The organism is Bacillus sp. SIMBA_026, assembly GCF_046535335.1.
GTDB lineage: Bacteria > Bacillota > Bacilli > Bacillales > Bacillaceae > Bacillus > Bacillus velezensis.
Genome location: NZ_JAWRWX010000448.1, coordinates 1 through 239, shown reverse-complemented (window position 1 = coordinate 239; position 239 = coordinate 1). Strand labels below are relative to the sequence as shown.

Below are 239 nucleotides of genomic sequence, written 5' to 3'. Positions count from 1 at the left end.
CGTTGGATCATCCGGCCTCAAACGACTGGGCCGGGGGACCGGTATTCCTTGGCCTGATGTGCGTGTTGTTCGCTCTTGCGTATCGTGAGGTGCGCTCACCGCCGGCAGAGTACGCACACATCCAAGTGCCCTTGGCGATTGCGGCAGGGTTCTTGGCCGCCTACTATTTGGGCCGCTGGGCCGCGTTCCTGGCAGAGGGGCCCCACGGCGCGGTGTTCGTCCAGTTTTTCGGTTCCCAG

At 63.6% G+C, this 239-nt stretch carries 1 protein-coding gene; it reads left to right on the top strand.

Annotation, left to right across the window (positions count from 1 at the left end; genetic code table 11):
• The coding region (locus SB847_RS22125; protein ID WP_410578899.1) for a hypothetical protein at positions 1-239 on the top strand (239 nt) is incomplete at both ends.